Origin of the sequence: Acinetobacter sp. WCHAc010052 (assembly GCF_002165295.2) — a bacterium.
Taxonomy (GTDB): domain Bacteria; phylum Pseudomonadota; class Gammaproteobacteria; order Pseudomonadales; family Moraxellaceae; genus Acinetobacter; species Acinetobacter chinensis.
Window position 1 is genome coordinate 892,334 of sequence record NZ_CP032143.1, and the last position, 19,885, is coordinate 912,218.

The 19,885-nt window shown below is 43.0% G+C and carries 15 protein-coding genes; 6 read left to right on the forward strand and 9 right to left on the reverse strand.

The genetic code is table 11. The annotated features are described in order from the left end of the window. Positions 1 to 73: 73 nt before the first annotated feature. Positions 74 to 1,015, reverse strand: coding sequence for a transporter substrate-binding domain-containing protein (locus tag CDG61_RS04745; protein ID WP_087514250.1), 942 nt, complete (start codon positions 1,013 to 1,015; stop codon positions 74 to 76). A gap of 517 nt (positions 1,016 to 1,532) precedes the next feature. Here CDG61_RS04745 and CDG61_RS04750 point away from each other — a divergent pair. The 3 genes from CDG61_RS04750 to CDG61_RS04760 all read left to right on the forward strand — a co-directional run bounded on the left by CDG61_RS04750 (position 1,533) and on the right by CDG61_RS04760 (position 4,461). Continuing rightward, entirely contained in the window at positions 1,533 to 2,573 is a 1,041-nt protein-coding gene (locus tag CDG61_RS04750; RefSeq protein ID WP_087551210.1) for a molecular chaperone DnaJ, read from the forward strand. 186 nt (positions 2,574 to 2,759) lie between these two features. Beyond that, entirely contained in the window at positions 2,760 to 3,098 is a 339-nt protein-coding gene (locus CDG61_RS04755; RefSeq protein WP_087551209.1) for an endonuclease domain-containing protein, read from the forward strand. Positions 3,099 to 3,669: 571 nt separating this feature from the next. Further along, entirely contained in the window at positions 3,670 to 4,461 is a 792-nt protein-coding gene (locus CDG61_RS04760; RefSeq protein ID WP_205671798.1) for a HEPN domain-containing protein, read from the forward strand. Positions 4,462 to 4,529: 68 nt separating this feature from the next. Here the strand turns inward: CDG61_RS04760 and CDG61_RS04765 are convergent, their stop codons facing one another. After that, a complete protein-coding gene (locus CDG61_RS04765) occupies positions 4,530 to 7,424 on the reverse strand; it encodes a valine--tRNA ligase (protein WP_087551207.1) in 2,895 nt (964 codons plus the stop codon). Between the two features lie 338 nt (positions 7,425 to 7,762). Here CDG61_RS04765 and CDG61_RS04770 point away from each other — a divergent pair, with 338 nt between their 5' ends. The 3 genes from CDG61_RS04770 to CDG61_RS04780 all read left to right on the forward strand — a co-directional run bounded on the left by CDG61_RS04770 (position 7,763) and on the right by CDG61_RS04780 (position 10,103). Continuing rightward, positions 7,763 to 8,458 carry a hypothetical protein gene (locus CDG61_RS04770; RefSeq protein ID WP_087513524.1) on the forward strand — a complete coding sequence of 232 codons (696 nt, stop codon included), beginning with the start codon at positions 7,763 to 7,765 and terminating at the stop codon, positions 8,456 to 8,458. A 23-nt stretch (positions 8,459 to 8,481) separates the two neighbouring features. After that, complete coding sequence (locus CDG61_RS04775) at positions 8,482 to 9,273, forward strand: SDR family NAD(P)-dependent oxidoreductase (RefSeq protein WP_087551206.1); 792 nt, start codon at positions 8,482 to 8,484, stop codon at positions 9,271 to 9,273. Positions 9,274 to 9,335: 62 nt separating this feature from the next. Continuing rightward, on the forward strand, positions 9,336 to 10,103 hold the full coding sequence (locus CDG61_RS04780) for a hypothetical protein (protein ID WP_087551205.1): 768 nt from the start codon (positions 9,336 to 9,338) through the stop codon (positions 10,101 to 10,103). Between the two features lie 123 nt (positions 10,104 to 10,226). Here the strand turns inward: CDG61_RS04780 and CDG61_RS04785 are convergent, their stop codons facing one another. From CDG61_RS04785 to CDG61_RS04815, 7 genes are all read right to left on the reverse strand, one after another. Further along, a complete protein-coding gene (locus CDG61_RS04785) occupies positions 10,227 to 10,670 on the reverse strand; it encodes a YbjQ family protein (RefSeq protein WP_087551204.1) in 444 nt (147 codons plus the stop codon). A 6-nt stretch (positions 10,671 to 10,676) separates the two neighbouring features. Continuing rightward, positions 10,677 to 11,030: a YbjQ family protein gene (locus tag CDG61_RS04790; protein WP_087513520.1), complete on the reverse strand. Its 354-nt coding sequence runs from the start codon at positions 11,028 to 11,030 to the stop codon at positions 10,677 to 10,679. Positions 11,031 to 11,128: 98 nt separating this feature from the next. Beyond that, positions 11,129 to 12,586, reverse strand: a complete 1,458-nt coding sequence (adeK, locus tag CDG61_RS04795; protein ID WP_087551203.1) for a multidrug efflux RND transporter AdeIJK outer membrane channel subunit AdeK — start codon at positions 12,584 to 12,586, stop codon at positions 11,129 to 11,131. Beyond that, complete coding sequence (adeJ, locus tag CDG61_RS04800; RefSeq protein ID WP_087551202.1) at positions 12,586 to 15,765, reverse strand: multidrug efflux RND transporter permease subunit AdeJ; 3,180 nt, start codon at positions 15,763 to 15,765, stop codon at positions 12,586 to 12,588. The genes adeK and adeJ overlap by 1 nt, the downstream gene beginning before the upstream one ends. A 12-nt stretch (positions 15,766 to 15,777) precedes the next feature. Then, on the reverse strand, positions 15,778 to 17,037 hold the full coding sequence (locus CDG61_RS04805) for an efflux RND transporter periplasmic adaptor subunit (RefSeq protein ID WP_087551201.1): 1,260 nt from the start codon (positions 17,035 to 17,037) through the stop codon (positions 15,778 to 15,780). A 33-nt stretch (positions 17,038 to 17,070) separates the two neighbouring features. Further along, positions 17,071 to 17,679: a phosphatase PAP2 family protein gene (locus CDG61_RS04810; protein WP_087551200.1), complete on the reverse strand. Its 609-nt coding sequence runs from the start codon at positions 17,677 to 17,679 to the stop codon at positions 17,071 to 17,073. A gap of 152 nt (positions 17,680 to 17,831) precedes the next feature. Next, on the reverse strand, positions 17,832 to 19,883 hold the full coding sequence (locus CDG61_RS04815; RefSeq protein ID WP_087551199.1) for a site-specific recombinase: 2,052 nt from the start codon (positions 19,881 to 19,883) through the stop codon (positions 17,832 to 17,834). Positions 19,884 to 19,885 lie beyond the last annotated feature (2 nt).

Below are 19,885 nucleotides of genomic sequence, written 5' to 3' on the forward strand. Positions count from 1 at the left end.
CCTGGGCAGAGTCAGGGAAACATCCATCGTTTCCCTTGTCTGCGGTTATATTATTGTTATTAAGACTAAAAAATTACTGATCCCGGTCATGTGGAGTACTGATCAGTGCTTTCAGCTGGTCAGACATGGCAAAATTCAGGTTAATATTTTTAGGTGGAATTGGCTGCTGGAACCATTTTTCATACATTTTATTGATTTCACCAGAACCGTAAGTTGCTTTAATTGCATCATCCACAACCTGTTTAAAGCCAGTATCGCCTTTACGCATCATACAGCCATAAATTTCATGGATTGGAGCAGTACCTACAATCTCCCATTTGTTCGGATCTTTGGCTTTGGATTTTTCACCCGCAAGTAAAATATCATCCATCATAAATGCAGCAGCACGTCCGTTTTGCAGCATCAGGAAAGATTCAGCATGGTCTTTGGCAGAAATGATTTCTCCAATTCCCAGTTCCTGCTGGTGCTGACGGATATAACGCTCAGATGTTGTACCTGCAGTCGTGACCAGTTTTTTGCCTTTTAAATCAGCAAAATCCTTAACACCAGAGTCTTTTGCAGTCAGCAGTCTTGAACCGACTTCAAAGAAACCTAAAGAGAAATCAACCTGTTGCTGGCGCTCTTTGTTATTTGTGGTTGAACCACACTCTAAGTCTACCGTACCGTTTGAAACCAGAGGAATACGGTTCTGACTGGTTACAAGGTTATAGCGGACTTTCAGGTCTGGCAGTTCCAGCTTTTTCTTCACAGCTTCGACGACTTTTAACTGTAAGTCATGTGCATAGCCCACAGGCTGGTTTGGGTTGTCTGCAATATAGGAAAATGGAATGGAGGAGTCGCGGTAGCCCAGTACAATCGTACCTGAGCTCTTGATCTTATCTAATGTACCCGAAGCCGCTGCACCGCTTTGGGCTTTTTCGCCAGCAGCAGGTGCTTTGTTGTCACTACAGGCACTTAATCCTAACATCAGGGCACTTGCGCAAAGCAGGGAAGTCATGGTGCGTTTATGTGTCATGTACAAAACTCCTTTTGTATCGTTATGTCTGCAAATATTATTGCTTTTTGAACCGTCAGTTTTTATGAAAATAATGACATCTTTTATAGGTGTAAAAACACGTCATATTTCATCTTAATAGAGATTCACTCATTTCCTCAAGCAATATTTTTTAGGGTTTTGTTAATGCTAAATGGTTATGAATTAAACAGTTTTTATTTCAAAAAATACATGTTAATGCACATGAATAATTAAGCATAATGTATGCCATACAACCTGAAAATGATGCATGACTGGACAAAAGCTTAAGCTGTCTGAAATATCATATTAAGAATTAGAAGTTTAAGCAGAACGTATCTGGCAATAAAAAATGAACTGCTGTTTTTTCTGTTCCAGATGGATGCAAAACGTGGTCATTTTTAACCTGAAGTTCAGTTATGGAGCATGGATTGCAATACTTCGGAGTCTGTTACATCAACCATTTTTCTGCTGAACAGGTTAAGATTGGGATGATTGCCTTTTTCAGTTTTGATGAGCTATGTCTTTCGAGTTAAAAACCATTCTTCAGCCAGATACAGTGTCCAGTCCACAGCAGAAAAAACTGTATCGCCTGATTGAAAAAATTGAACAGCAGAAGCTTGAACTGGCAAAGTGGCAACAGGCAAAAGATGAAGTTTTACAATATACCCGTAAGCATTTAATTCCAGTTTATAAGGAATTACACAAGATTTTATTTGATCAGTTGCAACAGCTTTGGGAACACCTCAGTCATGGCGACTTTTCCAAAGCAGATGCTCTGTTACTGGATCATAAAATCCAGTCACTCGCACAGTATTTAAAAAGTTCACAATCACTTTCCAGTGAGCAGTTAAATAAAGTAGATGAGTTACACCAGTATTACCAGCAATCACTAGAACATCATAAATCTAAGAAAAAGAAAGCCTCAGCAGATCGAACGAATATTGTTGATTTGAATACTCAAAATGATCATGAAGCATTTGTTGAAAATGAGGACTGGGATCAGGAGCAATATCAGCAACTTCGTGAGCAAGCCAGACTCCAAAGACAGCATGATAAAAAACAGCAGGCTGAGAAAATGGCAGAGCAGTCTTTAAAAACGGTGTATTTAAAAATAGCCTCAACTATTCACCCTGACCGTGAACCTGATGAAGCTAAAAAACTGGAAAAGACAGAAATTTTCCAGCATGTAAATGCAGCTTATGAGCAGCAGGATTTGTTTTATTTACTGAAACTGCAAATCCAGATTGAGCAGGACAATGGCTCAAATAAAAAGGGTTTAGGTGACGAACAGCTTAAGTTTTATAAAATGGCACTGGACAGTCAAAGTCAAAAACTGGCAGATCAACTGGCTGAGCTGATTGATGCTTTGGTCTGGTCTGAAAAAGCTAAAATTAAGGTACAAAAAGCACAGGGAAAACTACAGATTTCTGATCTGTATGCGCAGATTGATGAAGATACTTCTGCGCTGAAACAGCAGCTCAAGTGGGAAAAAGAACGGCTGAAATACATGGGGAAAGTTAAAGGGATGGAGATGTTGTTGGGGAATGGGGTGCTATAAGGTTTGCTTTTCTCCCTTAAAATCACCTTTCCCTCACCCCAACCCTCTCCCAAAGGAAGAGGGAGTTGCATCTAATTAAATACCGTCAATCAGCTTAATAATGAATATTCCCTCTCCTTGTAGGAGAGGGCTAGGGAGAGGTTATAAAATTTGATAATCTAAAGAAAATAATAAAAGCAAAACGTAATGAATAATAAACTCGACCCCCAACTTTTAATTTTCGCCAAATCCATGCGCCACACTGCCACCGATGCTGAAAATCTGATGTGGCAACTTTTTCGTAATAAGCGTTTTATGAATCTGAAATTCCGTCGTCAGCATGTGATTGCACCGTATATTGTAGATTTTTTCTGTCATGAGCTTGGTTTAGTCATTGAATTGGATGGTGGACAGCATGGAACAAATGATGCAATTGAATATGATGCTGAGCGTACAAAGTTTTTAGAGGCTTTGGGTTTGAAAGTGGTTCGGTATTGGAATCATGATGTTTTGGGGAATGCTGAGGTGGTTTTAGAACACTTATAGGAAGTATGTTGTGAGTTGAAAGTGAATTAGTAATGAAAGCTCCTTCTCCCCATGGGAGAAGGCGGGGGATGAGGGTGAGAAGTAGTAATGAACGAAACTCAAAAGCACCTCTCCCTAGCCCTCTCCTGATAGGAGAGGGAACATCCATTGTGAAAATCAATGCAGACACTAAATCAAATGACGCTCCCTCTCCCTATGGGATGAGAAGCATGGCTTCGCAAGGTGGTGAGGGGGAAAGAACATTTTAATTCCGCCGTCAGCATGTCATTTCGCAATATATCGTGGATCTTTACTACCATGAAATTGGTTTGGTTATTTAATTAAATAGTAGTTATAGAGTGATTTTAATAGGATTAATGTAGAATTTTGATTTAAATGCGAATTTTGTATTATGCGTATGGTATTAAAATCAATTTTTAAATAAGGGTGAAAAGTGAGCTTTAGTAGATGGAGTAACAAGCGTGGAAATACATGGGCATTCACGGTTTTTAAGAAGCATTATACGGAAGTTATAAAAATGCATAATGCTTACAAAATAGTGCCTAGTTATATTTACCATGATTTAGGTAGTATGAAAAAAGCAAAATGGGCTGACAAGGTATCAGATTACTTCGGAGATACTGCAAAGAGTCCATATGATGAAGAGCTATTTGATGATTTAAAAGAGTGGAGTGAATATTTTAATGTATTTACTAAGTGGTCGAAATATTCATCTATTTTAGCTCTTAGTGGTAATTTTGAAGTTTATATTGATAAAGTGATAACGATTGCATTGGAGTCAGACATCGGTTTGCTAATTAATGCAAGTCAGTCGGTAGATGGAATTAAACTAAAAAAACTTAATAATACTTTGAATAAAGAGCTGATTGATCAATATGTACTAGGCTGTGTAAAGGGTTCTTGGTATCAAAGGGTAGATCAAATTGAGAAAATTTTTAATTGGAAACCTACATTATTGTGTTGTGAAGAAAATTTAAAAATTTTAGATAATATCAGGAAGAGAAGAAATGATGCAGCTCATGCATATGGCAGAAATATAAAAAAAAGTAAGACTTCATATGGTTTAGAAGTTACAGAGCTTACAGACATTTCTGAAGAAGTAATTATGAGTTACTTTAATTTAGTTTATAGATTGGCGAAAGAGGTTGATAGCTATTTACTTAATAACCATATTGGTGAATTTCAGTGTTTGAATTTCTATCATGATCTCAAAGTAAATAATGAAATAACTTTGAGAGATAAATCCAAACAGCAGATAGGATGTGCAAGTGAAATATTGAGAAAAAAATATGGGGGATATTCTAGTACAGCTATGGGTAAAGTATACTATAAAGGGTTAGTAGAATATTACGAATTTCTATAGTTTTAAAAAAAATAAAGGGCTGAATAATCAGCCCTTTATACACAAATTAGATCAAACTAACAACACCCTCAAAGCGCCGCAATCTGCTCCATATTCGCTTTAATCTTCGCTAACTGATCAGCAAACTCAGCAAGTTTTACTTTCTCACCTTCAACCACAGCAGCAGGCGCTTTCGCTACAAAACCTTCATTGCCCAATTTAGTGGCAATCTGGTCATGTTGCTTTTGAACTTTGTCGAAGTCTTTTTGTAGACGACCCAATTCAGCTTTAGGATCAATCAAACCTTTCATTGGAACAAATACAGATACGTGACCCACTACAGAAGACGATGACAATGGCGGTTGTTCAGCATTTGCAAGGAAAGTGATGCTTTCAACTTTTGCCAATGCTTTGAACAATGGTTCAATACGAGCAATCTGCGCTTTTTCAGCATCAGTGGTATTTTGAAGCAACACAGGTAACAAACGTGCATTACCTAAGCCCATCTCACCACGGATGTTACGTACCGCACCGATCAAACCTTGAAGCCATTGCATATCTGCTTCGGCTTGATCATTGATCTTCGCTTCGTCAGCAACAGGGTACTTCGCCAGCATGATGGTTTCGCCTTGAATACCGATCATTGGTGCAAGTGTCTGCCAGATTTCTTCGGTCAGATACGGCATCAACGGATGCGCAAGACGTAACGCAGCTTCCATCACAGATAAAAGCACACGACGAACTTCAGCTTTACGTTCTTCAGCCACATTTTCATCATTCAGAACAGGCTTAGTTAATTCAACATACCAGTCACAGTATTCATTCCAGATGAACTCATAAATTGCTTGTGCAGCTAAGTCTAAGCGATAAGTTGCAAATGCAGTTTGAACCGCAGCTTCCGCTTTCTGTAAACGGCTCACGATCCATTGTTCAGGCAATTCCCAAAGATCAGGATGTGCAGTCTGACCAACAGTCTGACCTTCAACATTCATCAGAACGAAACGTGTACCATTCCAGATTTTGTTGGCAAAGTTACGGTAACCTTCAACACGTTTCATGTCGAATTTGATGTCACGACCCGTATTTGCAAGCGCACAGAATGTGAAACGAACCGCATCTGTACCATAAGCCTGAATCCCTTCTGGGAATTCTTTACGGGTCGATTTTTCAATCTTCGATGCTTGTTTAGGGTTCATCAAACCAGTAGTACGTTTTTGTACCAAAGTTTCAAGATCAACACCGTCAATCAAATCTAATGGGTCAAGGACATTACCCTTAGACTTAGACATTTTCTGACCTTCGCCATCACGGACTAAACCATGTACATACACAGTTTTGAACGGAACTTGTGAAGTACCATCTTCATTTTTCATGAAATGAAGCGTCATCATGATCATACGGGCAACCCAGAAGAAAATGATGTCAAAACCAGTCACAAGTACATCAGTCGGATGGAAAGTATTTAAGAAATAATTTTCTTTATCTTTTGCTTCGTCGCCAGTCCAGCCTAAAGTTGAGAATGTCCAAAGTGCAGAAGAGAACCATGTGTCTAAAACATCTTCGTCTTGTTTCAGTTCAACGTCAGCAGCAATGTTGTTTTTCGCACGAACTTCCTCTTCGTTACGACCGACATAGATATTGCCTTCAGCATCGTACCAGGCTGGAATACGGTGACCCCACCATAATTGACGAGAAATACACCAGTCCTGAATGTTATTCATCCAAGCCATGTACATGTTGCTGTATTGCTCAGGTACAAATTTAATCTCGCCATCTTTCACCGCTTTGATTGCAGGCTCAGCAAGTGGTGCAATTTTCACATACCATTGATCTGTCAATAATGGCTCAACGATCACACCTGAACGGTCACCGCGAGGTGGTTTCAATGTATAAGGTTGGATTTGATCTAACCAGCCTTCAGCTTCAGCTTGTTCAACCAGTTTTTTACGTGCAGCAAAACGTTCTAAACCCACATATTCAGCAGGTGCAGGAATCGTTTTAGAAATCTGTTCGCCAGCTTTCGCGATGTATTCAAACTCAGCCAGAATTTCAGCATTTTTGTTGAAAATGTTGATAATTGGCAATTCACAGCGTTTACCCACTTCATAGTCATTGAAGTCATGCGCAGGGGTGATTTTTACACAGCCTGTACCGAATTCTTTGTCTACGTATTCATCTTTTACAATCGCAACCGCACGACCTGTAATCGGCAGGATAATGTTTTTACCCACTAATGGCGCATAGCGTTCATCATCAGGCGCAACAGCAACGGCAGTATCACCGAGTAATGTTTCAGGACGAGTGGTTGCCACCACGATGTAATCTTTACCATCGTGTGTGCGCAATGATTTATCTTCAAAGAAATATTTGAAATGCCACAGTGAACCAGCTTCTTCTTTATCTGACTCAACTTCTAAGTCAGAAAGAGCAGTTTGTAATTTTGGATCCCAGTTTACAAGGCGTTTACCACGGTAGATTAAGCCATCTTCGTGTAATTTAACGAAGACTTCTTTAACGGCATTGGATAAACCTTCATCCATGGTGAAGCGTTCACGTGACCAGTCTACAGAAGAACCTAAGCGACGGATCTGACGCGTAATCGTTCCGCCTGACTGTTCTTTCCATTCCCAGATTTTTTCGATGAACTTTTCACGACCCAGGTCATGACGGCTGACACCTTGCGCACCAAGTTGACGTTCAACCACCATTTGCGTTGCGATACCCGCATGGTCAGTCCCCGGTTGCCATAAGGTGTTTTTACCAGACATACGGTTATAACGGGTCAGCGCATCCATAATGGCATTGTTAAAACCATGACCCATGTGCAGGCTGCCAGTGACGTTCGGCGGCGGAATCATGATACAGAATGAATCACCTTCACGGGATGGCTTGAAATAGCCTTTCTCTTCCCAGGTCTGGTACCATTTTTTCTCGATCTCAGTCGGATCGTAGGTCGTAGCAATATTTTGCGCTGAATCAGTCATAGTAAAAACAGTTCAAAAGTGAGTAAAAAATTGCATCTATTGTAGCAAAATATTTGCAGACGATGTTGTTCCGGACAGCTCCAGTACTGATTTTTAATCATGTCTCAGTCTGTGCCGGTATTCTGTCTGTTCCAGGCTTTGTGAATTACACCAGTGCATCATCATGAGGGCAGAATTACAACAGGAATGGGCATGCAGTTGATTCAGAGTGTTTTTATAAAAAATATTAATTTATGTAATAGGTTGAAAAAGACAATGAAGCCATAAGAGTGCTTTGCTAAGATGCTGAGCATGGAACAATTATTCAAATAAAATCAGTCAAAGGGTTGTACATATAAATGACATATAAAATTGATCTGCTGATAAATCAGAATACGTATCGTGAGCTGGTGGAAATTACCCAGCATCTTAATCATGGTGAGAAGCAGGACGTAGCAAAACGTCTGGGCAAGGCATTTACAGATATGTCCTGTCAGGTGCTGGATCAGGTGTTTGGTAAGCTGTTGAATGAACAGCGCAGTAACAAGGATCTGACGCCTGAAAGCCTGAAAAAACTTAAAGAAGCAGAACAGATTTTTGACCAGATTGAGGGCGCACTCAAAAAATACATGCCGTGGTCGATTTCATTTTTCAGCAATGACCGTTTAAAACCGGTTGCCAATCATATTCTGAAAAAGTTTGAACCCTCTGATGCCGAGCAGGTGGTGATGTATTATCAGCTGGACAATCAGCTGGGTGAGCAGGCGTACACTAATATTCAGAAGCTGATTGAGGGAAATGCACAGGTGTTTCCGGCTACAATTAAAAATCTGATTCAGATTGTGGACTTAGGGGTTTCTGAATTTATCCGTGATCCCAAAACATTACTGAAGTTTAATTTTGTGGTCGATAAAACGCTGAACGGTGTCATCAATATGGTGACCAGTACAGGTTATAAACGGCTTGAAAAAGTTGCCGATGAATTTGACGCGAAAAATATAGAAAAAACGAAGCATTATGCTGAACACTTTGTTAAATTCATTCATCAGGTTTAACGGTAAAATATAAGGAAATTAAGATGATGGAAGGACAGGTTGTCTGGATTACGGGTGCATCTTCGGGACTGGGTAAAGCACTGGCAAAGGAATGTGCCTTACAGGGCGCACAGGTTGTACTGACAGCCCGTCGTCTGGATGAGCTGGAAAATGTCCGTGTGACATTAATGCATCCTGAACGTCATATATCTGTAGCGGCAGATATCACCAGTGAAAGTCAGGTCAGACATGCTTATGAACAGGTGCTGGCTCAGAAGGGTCGTATTGATCTGCTGATCAATAATGCGGGATTAAGCCAGCGGGCACTGATTGCTGACACGACCATGCAGACTGAACGTGCCATTATAGAAGTGGATTATTTTTCACAGGTTTTTTTAACAAAACTGGTTCTGCCGACATTCCTGACTCAGAAATCAGGTCGTATTGCATTTGTCTCAAGTGTGGCAGGGTTGCTTGGAACGCAGTATCGGGCATCTTATTCAGCAGCGAAAGCCGCGATTCACATGTGGGCAAACAGTCTGCGTGCTGAAGTGGCGCAGAATGGTGTCAATGTCTCGGTTATATTTCCAGGTTTTGTCCGCACCAATGTGTCATTCAATGCACTGGATGGTGAGGGTAAACCACAAGGGCATCAGGATGAAGCCATTGAAAATGGTCTGGATGCTGAGGACTTCGCTCAACAGACGGTTGCAGCCCTGATGAAAGGTGAAGAATATATCGTGATTGGTGGTCGCAAAGAAAAACTGGGTGTACTGGTTTCCCGTTTATCACCAACGACTTTATATAAAATGATCCGAAAAATGAAAGTTAAATAAGTCTTTGTAAGTTATTTTATTTCAGTCTTTATTTTTAGCGCATTGCGCAGGGTGGACAGGCAGTGTTGATTCAGCATCAGTTCAGACTTTCTCAGCATCTGGTTCTTTGCCTGTGCGTCCTGGTATTTTCAGTCAGTTCCCATGCCAGACAGGCACAGCAACAGGCTGCGCAGGCATGGGCTTATGCAGAACCATCTGACGAAGAGAAGCAGGGCTGGCGCCCCCGTGAGCATTTTTTTGATGCGGAAAAATGGCTGAAAACTGAATTTTACAATGCTAAAAAATCAGCCAGGACTTCTGCTAAAAGCACTGATCAGCGTTTACCGGCTGCACAGCTGGATACCCGTCAGACTCCTTATCGCTTTGAAATACTGAACCATCAACAGTACTTAAAAACACCTTCGGCAGACGTAGCTAAGTGTCCAGTGCGCTGTATTCTGCTCAATGGTCATATTTTTTCTGATCAGCTGACCATCTTAAACAGCAGCTGGTTAAAAGAAGTAGGGCGTTTTATTTACGCTGACCACAGTGTACATATCATCGACATGCGTAATCATCAGTCACAGTATTATGGTGGGATCGGTTTTCTGAGCATTCACAACAATCAGATCAACTTTAATTATTTTGATGGTTTCAGAAAAGCGGTTGGCAATACCATGTACCGTATTCACGATCAGGGGCTGGAGGTAAAAATGGATGATGGAACTTACCAGTCGGTGATCCGTTTTGACCAGAAAGGTTTTCACCAGACAGAACTGACGCCTTATCCTTTGACCATGCAAAGCTGTACTGAGAAAAAAGGAAAATGGGTATGTGAAATGGCTCGTTAATCAGCAACCATTTCATTTTAACCCTGCATACTTCTTAGTATCAGTAGCTTATATTTCATACATGAACGAACGTGATTGATTCATTTCAGTGCGGATATCTGCATACTCCAGGGCTGTGTATGTTCAGGATAACGGTTTCTGGATGGCTGTGCCATAAGCAAAGACTTCCACCATTCCACCCTGCATGCCCAGTTCAGTGGTGCTTAAACGTAAGCCCATAATCTGTGTTGCGCCTGCATCCATTGCTTTCTGTTTTAAACGTACAACAGCTTCTCGCCGTGCCCGATCAACTACACTTTCATAAGTCGTCAAACGACCACCAAAAAAATTCTGTATTTGAGCAATGATATATTTGAAATAATCATGTGAAATGACCACATTGCTTTCGATCAGCAGACCTGGGTGCTCTGAGGTCTGAAATTTATTGGTATCAATGCGGATGTGCGCCAGCGCCTGTTCTTTGTGTTCAAGCTCATTCAGATGTTTGCGTTCGATATGACGACCAAAAGCCCACCCGATGATGAACAGAACAAGCGTCAGGACGATTTTAAAAATTAACCCATCCATGTTGTATTATCCTGCTGGAAATGGATCGGGTAAATGTGGTCTGCTGGGTTCTACAATCACGGCTGTACCGTAAACAAACAGTTCTGATGCACCCTGAGCAATATTGGAGGTCGAAAAACGGATACCGACAATTGCATTTGCACCCATGCTTTGTGCCTTTTGAATCATACGGTCCATTGCTTCCTGACGGGATTCCTCCAGCAGTTCGGTATAACCTTTCAGTTCACCGCCCACGATATTTTTAAGCCCTGCCATAAAATCACGACCAACGTGTTTACTGCGGACCGTGCTGCCATAGACGACATCCAGCTGTCTGGTGATGTGATGCCCCGGAACGCTTTCTAAATTACTGAGTTGCATAGTCTGTATTCATAAGGAAACTGTCTCTGAAGATAGGCAAAGACTGTTTAAAAAGCAATAAAAAAGCCCACCGAAGTGAGCTTTTAAATTTGTAATGTTTATTTGCTGTCAGCCTGACGCTGAGCTGTAGAAGGTTGCTGCAGTGTCGCATCGCCTGTATTGACTTTTACGCCACCACCCAGGGATTTATAAACTTCAACCTGGTTGTTTAAGTTTGCCTGCTCTAGCAACAGTAAACCCTGTTCAGCTGCATAAGACGCACGCTGTGCATCCAGTACAGTCAAATAACTGTCAATACCGGCACGGAAGCGGGCATTGGACAGTTTGTAGGTTGTATTTGTTGCTTCGACTAAGCGCTTTTGTGCAGAGAGACGGTCGCCGATATTCTGACGGACAGCCAGTGCATCATTGACTTCACGGAAAGCAGACTGAATGGATTTTTCATAATCAGCCAGAGCAATTTTCTGGTCAATTTCTGAAACCTTAACATTTGCTTTACGCACGCCCCAGTCAAACAAAGGCACATCCAGACTTGGTCCAACTGACCAGAGGAATGAACCTGATTTGAACAGATCGCTGAGATCAGTGGAAGCATAACCTAAGTTACCGGTCAGGCTGATGGTTGGGAACATTTTAGCTTTCGCAGCACCAATATTCGCCCCGGCAGCAGACAGTTTGTATTCTGCAGCTTTAACATCAGGACGGTTATTCAGCAGATCACTTGGAAGACCTGACTGGAGTACAGTGGTATTGGTAATTTTTGTGACACGCTGTGCAGGCAATAAATTTGCAGGCACCTGCTGACCAACCAGCAGATTTAACAGGTTCTGAGCCTGTGCAACCTGTGTTTTATAGTTGGCAACATCATTACGTGCTGTTTCAACAGAAATCTGTGCCTGACGGACAGGAACTTCACTGTCGATACCAACATCAAAACGCTTTTTGTTCAGATTGTAGGATTCAAGCTGAGCTTTCAGCGTCTGGTCTGCAAGTTTCAACTGAGAGCTGGCAAAAGAATAGTTCAGCCATGCCTGTGTCACTTGTCCAATCAGTGCAATCTGAGTGGAATCTTTGGCACTGGCAGTTGCTAAGTATGTGTCCAGGATGTTGTCACGTAAGCTACGGATACGTCCCCAGAAGTCCAGCTCATAAGCCGTGACCCCTAATCCAACCTGATAGGTTGAATATGGGTTGTTTGGATCACGGGTAGGGGATACCTGACGCAATACACTGCCGCTTGCACCGATAGAGGGTAACAGCGCAGTTTTCGTAATCTGGTATTGCTCCTGCGCTTTTTCAATATTCAGTGCTGCCACACGCAGATCACGGTTATTCTGAAGTGCCAGATCAAGCGTCTGAATGAGACGAGGGTCAGAGAAGAAATCTTTATAACCCTGTTCTGCAACAGATGTACCCGATGCATTACTGATATAACTTGTTGGCAGATTTGTCTGCGCTACGGGTTCTGGGCCACGCATGCTTTGACATGCAGTCAAAGCAAGCGCAAGTGCAGATACCGCAATGCTACGACCTGAAACAGACCATATATTCTGCATCACGATGATTGCTCCTGAGTGTTAATTTTTTTAGGTTTATATTTAAAGATACTGCGGATCCATACGAAGAACACAGGGATAAAGAAAATACCCAGCAGTGTTGAACTGATTACGCCACCCAGTACACCATAACCTACAGAGTGCTGGCTTCCTGCACCTGCACCGCTTGCAAGCGCAAGAGGCAGTACACCAAAACCGAAAGCAAGTGTAGTCATGATAATAGGACGTAAACGCATTCTTGCAGCATGAAGCGTTGCATCAAACAGATCTTCGCCTTTTTCCTGAAGTTCTTTGGCAAATTCAACGATCAGAATCGCGTTTTTCGCAGACAGACCAATTACGGCAATCATGGCGACCTGGAAGTAGATGTTGTTGGACAGATTAGGGTCACCTTTAATGATCATACCCAGATAAGTCAGCAACACAGCACCTAGAATACCCAAAGGAACAACCAGCAGGACTGAGAAAGGAATAGACCAGCTTTCATACAGTGCTGCAAGACACAGGAATACAATCAGCAGAGACAGTGCATACAGGAATGGAGCCTGAGCACCCGATTCACGTTCTTCAAGTGACAGACCTGTCCACTCATAATCGAAGCCCTGTAAGCCCATGGATGGCAGTTTGGCAACAATTTCTTCCATTGCTTTCATTGCATCACCAGAGCTGATACCCGGTGCTGGAGTACCCTGAATGTTGACAGATGAAACGCCGTTATAACGCTCAAGACGAGGTGAACCATACGTCCATTTACCTGTTGCAAATGCAGAGAATGGAACCATTACGCCTTTGTTGTTACGAACATACCATTTGTTCAGATCTTCCGGCATCATGCGTGAATCAGCTTCACCCTGAACATAAACTTTTTTCACACGACCACGGTCTACGAAGTCATTGATGTATGAACCACCCCATGCCATGCTCATGGTTGAATTGATATCAGCAATGCTGACACCCATTGCACCTGCCTGAGCCTGATCAATTTCAATCTGATACTGAGGTGTATCTTCCTGACCGTTTGGACGTACACCGACCAGACGTTTGTCCTGAGATGCCATTCCGAGAATTGCATTTCGTGCAGCGACAAGTTTGTCGTGCCCCTGACCACCTGGATCTTTCAGCTGAAGGTTAAAACCAGCGGTTACACCCAGTTCAGGCATTGCAGGTAACTGTAGCGGCATCACATAAGAGGCATCTTTTGCAATCATATTCAGCGCCATACCACGCTGAATCACAGCACCAATCTGCTGTTCAGGCGTTGTACGTTCGCTCCAGTCTTTCAGTTTAATGAAGGCAAGACCAGCATTCTGACCAATACCTGTAAATGAGAAGCCGGCAACACTGAACACAGACTGTACAGCATTGGCTTTATCATGCAGGAAGAAGTCAGTCATGGTATCAACGACTTTACCTGTACGGTCAAGTGTTGCGTTTGGCGGTAACTGTACCAGCGTCATTACCACACCCTGATCTTCATCAGGAAGGAATGATTTCGGCATTTTAATGAATACGCCAACCAGCAGGGCAATGACCACCGCATAAACCACACCTGAGAACAGTTTGTGATGTGTCATGCGGTTTACGCCGTTCTGATATTTATCAGCAGTGCGGTCAAAGGCATTGTTGAACCAGCGGAAGAAGCGGGCAAAAACACCGTTGCTTTCTTCTTTGCCTGGTTCATGCTGTTTCAGAATCGTTGCACACAGGGCAGGGGTGAAGGTCAGAGCCACAATCAGTGACAAAATCATGGCTGTCACAAGCGTGATGGAGAACTGACGGTAAATTACACCTGTTGTACCACCAAAGAAAGCCATTGGTACGAATACCGCAGTCAGTACAGAGGTAATACCAATCAAGGCACCAGAAATCTGTTTCATGGAGATTTCAGTGGCTTCAACTGGATCAAGATGGTCTTCAACCATCACACGTTCAACGTTTTCCACAACAACAATCGCGTCATCCACAAGAAGACCAATCGCAAGTACCATGGCGAACATGGTGAGTGTGTTGATTGAGAAACCGAACATGTTGATGACAGCAAATGTTCCCAGTACAACAACCGGTACTGCCATGGTTGGAATAATGGTTGCGCGCCAGTTCTGAAGGAACAGGAACATCACAAAGAATACAAGGATGACAGCTTCAATCAGCGTATGTACTACACTTTCAATCGAAAGTTTAATAAATGGCGTTGTATCGAATGCAAGGTCATCTTCCATTCCTGTTGGATAGTTCTTACGAAGTTCAACCAGACGGGCTTCAACTGCTTCAGCTGTATCCAATGCATTTGCACCTGTTGCCAGTTTAATTGCAACACCACCGGCAGGTTTGCCGTTGTATTTTGAATCAAACTGATAGGTATCTGCACCCAGTTCAACACGGGCTACATCACCCAGACGTACCTGAGCACCATCTGAAGTATTGCGAAGGAAAATATTTTTAAACTGTTCAGGTGTGGTCAGCATGCTCTGTGCATTGACAGTCGCATTCAGAACCTGACCTTCGACCGCAGGTGCACCACCTAACTGACCAACTGCAACCTGAGAGTTCTGCGAGCGGATCGCCGCGGCAACATCACTTGGTGTAACACCAAGGCTGGTCATTTTTGCAGGATCAAGCCAGATGCGCATTGCATAAGAACCACCGAACACCTGTACTTCACCCACACCCGCCACACGGCTGAGGGGTTCAGAAATATTGGAGTTCACATAGTCTTTAATGTCATCTGCTGAAAGTTTGCCGTCAGGTGAATAAAATGCAATAACCTGCAGGAAGCTTGCGCCTGACTTGGTGACTTTCACACCCTGACGCTGAACATCTTCTGGTAACAGCGCTGTTGCTGACTGAAGTTTGTTCTGCACCTGAACCTGAGCAATGTCAGGATCAACACCCTGTTCAAAGTTCAGGGTAATGGAAGCCTGACCGTTACCGGCACTGTTGGATGAAATATAACGTAAACCATCCAGGCCGTTCATTTGCTGCTCAATAATCTGAGTCACTGTATTTTCTACAGTTTCAGCAGATGCACCTGGATAAGTTGCCGAAATGGAAACCGTTGGTGGAGCAATGGTCGGATACTGTGCAATTGGCATCTTTGTCAGCGTGAGTACACCCGCCAGCATGATGACCAATGCAATCACCCATGCAAAAATCGGGCGATGAATAAAAAATTGAGCCATGAAGTCTACCCCTTATGCGTGTGAAGTAGCTTTTTCTTCACTCGTTTTGCTCGCAGGAGCAGGTTGAGCTGACTGAGCCTGTTTCGAAGCAGGCTGACCTGGTTGTGCTTCAGGCTGAGCTTGATAAGGCTTTGCAGTCACTGGCTGTTCTGGTTTTACTTTAGCAATACCATCTACAATGACTTTGTCACCTGACTGAAGACCTTCAGTCACAATCCAGTCTTTACCTTGAACACCGACAGTTGTCACAGGGCGTGTTTCAACCTGACCTTTTGCATTGACCAGCATCGCCATAGCCTGACCTGTTGGTGTACGGGTGATTGCTGCCTGAGGAATCAGGAATGCATTTGGAATCACACCCTGAACGATCTGAGCATTGGCAAACATACCAGGCAATAACAGATGATTCGGGTTAGGGAAGACCGCACGTAAAGTCACAGTACCTGTTTCAGGATTTACACTGGCATCAGAAAAGGCAAGACGTCCTTCAACGGGATAGTAGCTGCCATCTTCAAGTTTCAGTTTGACTTTAGTATTGTTGCTGCTGTCCAGGCTGCCTTTACTCAGTTGCTGACGCAGACGGAGCAGTTCAGCACTGGATTGATTTATGTCTACATAAATCGGATCAAGACGTTGAATCGTCACCAGTGGATCAGCCTGATTTGCAGTAACTAAAGCACCTGCTGTGACACTGGAACGGTTAGTCTGACCAGAAATTGGAGCACGGACAGTTGAATAACCTAAGTTGATTTCAGCATTTTTCAGTTCTGCCTGAGTCGCTGCAAGATCAGCTTCAGCCAGTTTTACCTGAGCCACGATGTCATCATATTCCTGTTTTGAAATTGCATTACTGCCAACCAGCTGGCGGTAACGACCTTCTTTCACACGTAATACATTCAGATTTGCTTGTTGACGAGCCAAAGCAGCACGAGCACTGTCGGCACTTGCACGGTTGGTACGGGCATCAACTTCATAGAGTGCCTGACCTTCGCGAACATAACTGCCTTCAGTAAACAGACGCTTCAGAATCACACCACTGGTCTGTGGACGAACTTCTGAAACTTCAAATGCGGTGGTACGGCCTGACAGTTCGACAGACTGTTCCACACTCTGTGGCTGCGCAACAATAATACCTACTTCTGTGGGAGGCATCTGTTGAGCAGCAGCAGCTTGCTGTGCATCTTTTGGATCTTTGCTACAACCAACAAGTGCGATACTTGTTGCTAATGCGCAAGCAGTAAGGGTCGGAGCCCAAAGCTTTGCAGACATCATTATTCCACCTCAGTTAGATTTATATCTAAAATTTTAATCATTTGTTTGCACTTTACTGTTTTTGGTAAACAGCAGATAAAGCAGCGAAATCCAAATGAAGCTAATGCTCCAGCCCGACAGGACATCCGTAGGGTAATGAACGCCAAGATAAACTCTTGAAACACCCATCATCAGTATCCATATCAATGCACACAGGAAAATCAGTTTATGTGCTGTATGTTTCATGCTGAGGTAAATTGCAAGACATCCGAGCGTTGCTGCATAGAAACTATGAGCACTTGGAAATGACGCACCGTAACTTTCAACCAGGTGGTACATTTCAGGAGGACGGGGTCTTGAAAATACGAATTTAAGCAGCCATGCAGTTGCAAAACTTCCTGACAGTCCTGTAACGATAAAAACAATGTTCGTATACTTTTTATACCAGGTCAGGCATAAACACCATAGAGTGGCTAAAAATAATACACCTGGCATGCCGCCGATTGTCGACAATACAGTTGCAAAATTGTTCATCGAATCAGTGCGATGCTGACTCATCCATATCACTGCATTCAGATCATGGACATGAAAAGCAGGAATAAATAAAAGCAACATACTGATAATAAACAAAAAACAACCGACTGATAACAGCAGATAAGGCATGTCGGAATCCTTGTCATTTTAACCGATCAGAGCACGGTTATTTAATGGACTAAAGTGTACTCATCAGTACACTTTATTTCAAGTGCGTGTAAATTATGCTGATTTGTTTTTGTGTATCTGTAACATAAAACAATATAAATATAACAAAAAAATCAGTGGGTATTCTTGTGGTTTTGTGAAGAATCGTTCACAACCAAAGGGTCTTTAGGCGGCCAGAAAAAATCACTTGGACGGGTCAGGAAGTGAGTTAGAACCAGTTTTGCAAGCGGTTTCCATTGTTCGAAACGGACACGGCGGGCACGTAAAGCCACAATAATGGTCAGGCTGAAACTCACGAACAGGTTGGTCATTCCAATCAACAGTACCCCTAAAAAGGACACAATAATCAAGCCAATTTCAGGTGAACCATTGATACTCATCAAGCCCTGTATGAAGTTTGCCGAAGCAAAAGCAATATGGCGGATATCAAGTGGTAACCCCAGAATAAAACCAATGGTTCCCATACTTCCGAGCATGATACCGAACAGGAAATTACCTGCCAGTGCGCCCAGATTGGTTTCTATATAGCCAGCAAATTTATCCAGACGTTTCTGTCCCATCAGATTTTTCAGTCGGACATGGGCTTTTAAGCGCGGTCCCACTTTTCTGTAAACCGCCATATTGTCAAAATATCCAGCAATTAAGCCAGACAGAAACAGGCATACGCCTGCTATGGCTGCATGTGGAACTGCCAGTGATGTAAATGGATTCAGACTGTGCAGGAGGGCAGCGGCTTTGGTGTGTGCAAGCAAAGGTTCGTGCATGGTCGCTTGCCAAAGCCATGTAACAACTGCTGCTGTAGGAATGGCAATGGATATATTGCCAAGAATCGCCACAAACTGAGTACGGATAATATTGATAATCAAGGCAGCCAGTTCTGCAATCTGAGCAGTTTTGGAGCCTCTGCGCTGTTGAACGGTTGAAGCAAGTGCAGCAGCGGTCATGGCTGGCTGTTTGGTTGCAACCGTAAAATGCAGAACATGGATCAGCATAAAGCCCAGTGAGTAGTTCATGCTGTAAATAAAAGCATGCATCATCGGGGCAAGGGTCAGTCTGGCAGCCAGAATTTTAAAGGTAGCCATCAGCGCAATGATAACACCTGCACCTGCTGCTGCTTTGTACATGCCCAGGAAACCCTGCTTATCTGTACTTACATAATGTTCACCGGTTTTACTGGCATTTTCTGTGACTTGTAAAGCAATCAGTTCACTGTTGGTGGTCAGCAGTGAGCGGACACTCTGTTCGCTGTAAATGGCTTCGGTTACATCTTCCAGCAGCGTGCCCAGAGACTCATATCGGACTTCATCTTCTTCTGTGATGAGATTCAGCAGTATTTCAATCCGATCCAGACACTGTTCCAGCAGGGACAGCAGATAAGTCAGGCTGATACTGACACCAATGCGTCGGGTTGCACGGCGGATTTTTAAAACCACATCACGGCACTGTTCAATCATCACCAATGCCTGTGAGGCATCGGGCTGAGGCTGGACATTGATTTCGTCTACATTGCGGTGCAGCTTTTTATAGGCTTCGATAAACTCAATAATTTCCCGGTTCTGAACCAGGAATGGAGATTCATATTCGGTCAGCTCAGGATAGGCACTGATAAACTCAGGATACAGACCAATACCACTGATCCGATAGGACAGGACAGTAATGGCTTTGATCAGTTCACGTTTGATTTCAAGTTTTTCATGCTGATATCCATGACCTGTGTTCAGCAGGCTGAACAGCTGTTGCCATTCAGAACTGTGAATACAGATCAGCCAGTCTTTATCACTGCGCTGATGGAAGACTCGACGCACCAGATCCTGCAGCTGGGTTTCATCGTTGATCATGGGCAGGAAATGCGCCCCTAAACGCTGAAACAGCTGATTCCAGAAACCATCCAGAGACAGAATGCCTGTATCGGCATATAAAGAAGACTGTTTGTATCGGCTGATCAGCTGAAGTAAAAAACGTTGCAGAGTTGAAACCGCATTGGGTGTCAGCAGGAGTGCCTGAATCAGTGCCTGAAATTTCTGATGTATTTCTTCATTGTTTTTAATGTCATCAGGGCGGATTCGATCCACCAGCTCAATCAGTAACTCATCAGAAAGAACAGCCTGAGAAGTCTCAAGCTGTTGCTGCATTTTCAGGAAAAGATCGTTAAATTGTAACTGCATAG